At 55.9% G+C, this 3474-nt stretch carries 2 protein-coding genes and 2 pseudogenes; all 4 read right to left on the minus strand.

Annotated elements, in window-relative coordinates:
• A pseudogene (locus ACUVTA_RS08270) lies at positions 1 to 497 on the minus strand (ATPase); the annotation flags it as partial.
• Between the two features lie 43 nt (positions 498 to 540).
• Positions 541 to 1119, minus strand: coding sequence for a winged helix-turn-helix domain-containing protein (locus tag ACUVTA_RS08275; RefSeq protein ID WP_445952476.1), 579 nt, complete (start codon positions 1117 to 1119; stop codon positions 541 to 543).
• Positions 1112 to 2305 (minus strand): hypothetical protein, encoded by a 1194-nt coding sequence (locus ACUVTA_RS08280; RefSeq protein ID WP_445952477.1) that lies wholly within the window; start codon positions 2303 to 2305, stop codon positions 1112 to 1114. Before ACUVTA_RS08280 ends, ACUVTA_RS08275 begins: the two co-directional genes overlap by 8 nt.
• A 17-nt stretch (positions 2306 to 2322) precedes the next feature.
• Positions 2323 to 3474 (minus strand): annotated as a pseudogene (locus tag ACUVTA_RS08285) (DUF1156 domain-containing protein); the annotation flags it as partial.

The following is a 3474-nucleotide window of genomic DNA, read 5'->3' on the forward strand; positions in this document are numbered from 1 at the left end:
GGCGCCACCCGCTTTTCATCGTGGTCCGCAACGATTTCATAGCAGCCAAGCTGGTGGGCGAGTTCGCCCCAGGGGGTCCTTCCTTTGACCGGATCGGCCGCCGTCCCCACAAAGGCCGCCACCCGCACCCCAGAGAATCCGGCGATCCCTGCTGCCAGTTCCTTTACCTGATCTAAATGGTTGACTTCCGAAAAAGACTTCACCAAGTGATAAAGGCTTATAAGAGCATGGGTCTTGCCGCCGCCGAACGGGGTCTGAAGCTGGATCACCGGGTCGCCCCGCCCGCTGGTGAGCCGCTCTATCACGTTGCGCGCCAGGTTTTTTAAGCCCCCAGTCAGATACGTTTTGGCGAAGAAAAGGCGCGGGTCGCGGTACTCCTCCGGTGCCGTTCCGCTTAAGACATCGCCTAAATCAGCGGCAAAGACCGCCTCGCTGAAAGACTTCTCCCGAATGTCTCTGTGGGGTGTTGTCACCTGCCACCAGGCCGGTAGGGCCATTTTTATCCCTCCCATAATTCGCTGAGTCGACCAAAAACCACTCTCAATCTTCCCCTCGCAAGCGGGACAGCTCCGCTTTCCCCGCCGGGGTAATTTCCCAAATACCTCGTGGTGACTCAGCAGCCAGCAACCCTTCCCTTACCATATCGTAGCGGCACCACATGGCGGCGTTGCGCCAGCGTATTTCCCCGGAAACAGGGAGCGGTTGTTGGTCATATTCAGTTAGCCGGTCCTTCACCTTTTCGTGAACACGGTCTAAAACCTCACTGACCGAAGCCGAGCCGCCCAATTCTTCCAGTGCTTCCAAAATCGGAAGGCGATAACTCTCTTGAGGAGTCCGTAGCCCTCGCTCCAACCGCCTAGTCTTAACCCCGGTTAACCCTTTGCTGGCGGTGACTTTCCTGCCTTCTTTGAGAAAACTTTTTTCCCACTCTGCTTTCAGTTCCTTAACCCGCTCCCGAAAATCGGTGACTTTCTCGGCCTGGTCGATCATCTCCCGCGCCGCCCCGTAATCTCCTCTGTTGAGCGCGCCCGCTCCTTCCTGGCGAAAACCTTCGACCACGGCCTCGATCTCTTCGAGGAGGATTTCAAAGGCCACCATTACCTCATTCTGGTCAACCATCCTGATTCTCTCTCTCTCCTCCCTGAGACAATATCTCTTGAAACACTCTGATGCTTCTTCTCGTGGTAATGGTAATGGTAATGTTCAAGAAACGCCTCTCCCAGATCTTCTCAACTGCGCTCTCCTGGTCTTCCCCCGCTGCTTTGAGGGAGTCCAAAAACGGGGCGCCCGCCAACTTCTCAAAAGCCGAGAGCCGCGTCTTGTCTTCTTGCGTTAACTGATACAGCCCTTCCCTCTCCAAAAGCGCCTTGACAACTAACGGAAAGGCCAACCGCGCCAGGGTGAGGTGTTCGCCTTTCGTCCAGGCAACATCTGGTTGCTTCGGGCGCAACCACCCATGGGCTAAATTACCCCGGAGGCGGTAGAATTCTCGCATCCATTTCTGCCTCAAGGGCAGACCCTTCTTAAACTTATTAGAGCTTCGCTTGAAGCCGCCCGAGGGGTTATCCTCTTGGGAAGGCTGAAGAACTGCGGCAAACTTTTCTGCAACATCGTCTGCTTTTGATTCAGCGTCCAGGACTTGCTGAAAAGCCCCGCACATCAACACCCACTCCACAGCGTAGGGGAAATGTATCCTATCAGTATTCGCCCAGTTGAAGCACTCCACCGCAGCCAACCACCGGTCCCATTCTTTACCCAAACCCAACTTCGTCCGTAGATTGAGCAGGGCCTTCAGCAGCGCTTCGTCAAGCTCGATCCCTTTTTGGTTTAAAGGGACGTGTTCCGGCACGGTGATGATCAGTTCATCAAGGGAGTAAAAACTAGAGTAGGTACCAGTCCCCCGCCCCCGAGGCGATTCAAAAGCAACCCTTTTCGGCGGGATTTCCGCGAACTTTTGGATGTAGCAGGTAAAATGGTCGCGGTTGCAATAGAAACCAAATTCCCCCAGGAGGTCACGGTTTGCCAGGGCCGCGAAGCAGATGAGTTCCACCCGTTCGGAAACTTCCTCCCATTCCGCCTCGTTCAGGTCAGCGGTGAGGGGCCTGTTCCGGTACTGGATCAGCGCCGCTTGCCTTACCGGCTTTCCCCGGAGGTCCCGGTAAATGGCGAGGAGCTTGTTGATGGCTTCCCGCTCTGAGGAGTCCATCCCGTTAATCGGAGCAGTGGCAGAATACGGCAAGAGTCTGATCCCGTCCGCAGTGTATTCCCTCTTCACCGAGCACCAGGGAAGAAACACGACCATCATCTGAACATCACCTCGTGTTAAAAACCGAACGACTGCTGGCCGCTGCCGTTCATGGCTTTCTGGTAACTCTCCCTGCCGTAGAGAAAGCCCTGGAGCAATTGCTTTTCTTTATCTCCGTCCGGCAGGACATCCGAGATGGCCTGGGCCACCCGCCAGAAGGCGTTGTCCTGGAGGTAACCAGTCGTCTGCAGGAGTGCGGTGATCTTCTGGCGCTGGTTTTTCTCCCAGAGGAGCAGGCAGGCGTGGAGCACATCCGTCATAGTCGTAAACTTCTCTTTCTCCAAAAGCTTTCTGTCCCGCTCCTGCGGCCCCAAGACACTGACGTATTCTTTGTCCTTCTTGATGAACCCGCTGTTCCAGTGCTGCGCAAGCTCGATGCCGCAGGCGGAAGCCAGCAGGCGTGCCTCGTCGAAAAGAACCCGCGTCCCGTTAAAGGTCCAGCGCCAGAGGAGGTAAAACCGGGTGGCGGCGTCTATCCCGCCCAGGCTTCCGTCCTTGAGGATCTTGGCCAGCGCGTATTCGCTGACCGTTTTGCGGATCAGTTCCAGCAAGTCTTTGGCCGAGACCCGCTCCCCGGCGTAAGTTTCCACTCTCTCGTACCGGCCGAAGACCTCTAAAGCCGGACCGATGGCGGCGATGAAGAAGTCGCTCCCGCCGATCCCCTCGTTCCAGAACTGGTCGAGCTTCTCCCGGATACGCTCCTCCAACTTCGGTTTAATTTCGTTGAAGTAAGCGGTCTCTTTCTTGGTTCGTTTGCGGCAGACCATATAAATAGATGATGCTAAGGCTGCAGATTCCTTAGCCCTGAGCCGCGCCTGCATTTCGGTATGCAGGGGCCAGGAGGCGGTAAGGTAGAGACCGGAATCCAAAAGGGCGCCGATGACTGTCTCCCAGGCGGCGGTGGTCTTGTGGGCGAAGACGATGACCGCGATGCCGTCAGGCTTGAGCACCCGGCGGATTTCGGAAAAGGCTTTGGTGATCATCTCTTCAAAGAACTTCTTGCCGCCTTCAAACCCACCCTCGCCGTGGGAATAAGCCACGATTTCTTCCGCCTTAGGGGTAAGGGGAGTGGCGAAAAGGTCGGGATATAGATCACCCACAGTCCGCCTCAGCCATACATAGAAAAAGTCTGACAGGTAAGAATAAGGCACGTTGTCGTAATAAGGCGG

The organism is Thermodesulfitimonas sp., assembly GCF_052743955.1.

Bases quoted from the DNA above. Each gene is read 5' to 3' on its own strand.
- ACUVTA_RS08280 (WP_445952477.1), bottom strand. From the start codon at position 2,305: ATGATGGTCGTGTTTCTTCCCTGGTGCTCGGTGAAGAGGGAATACACT.
- ACUVTA_RS08275 (WP_445952476.1), bottom strand. From the start codon at position 1,119: ATGGTTGACCAGAATGAGGTAATGGTGGCCTTTGAAATCCTCCTCGAA.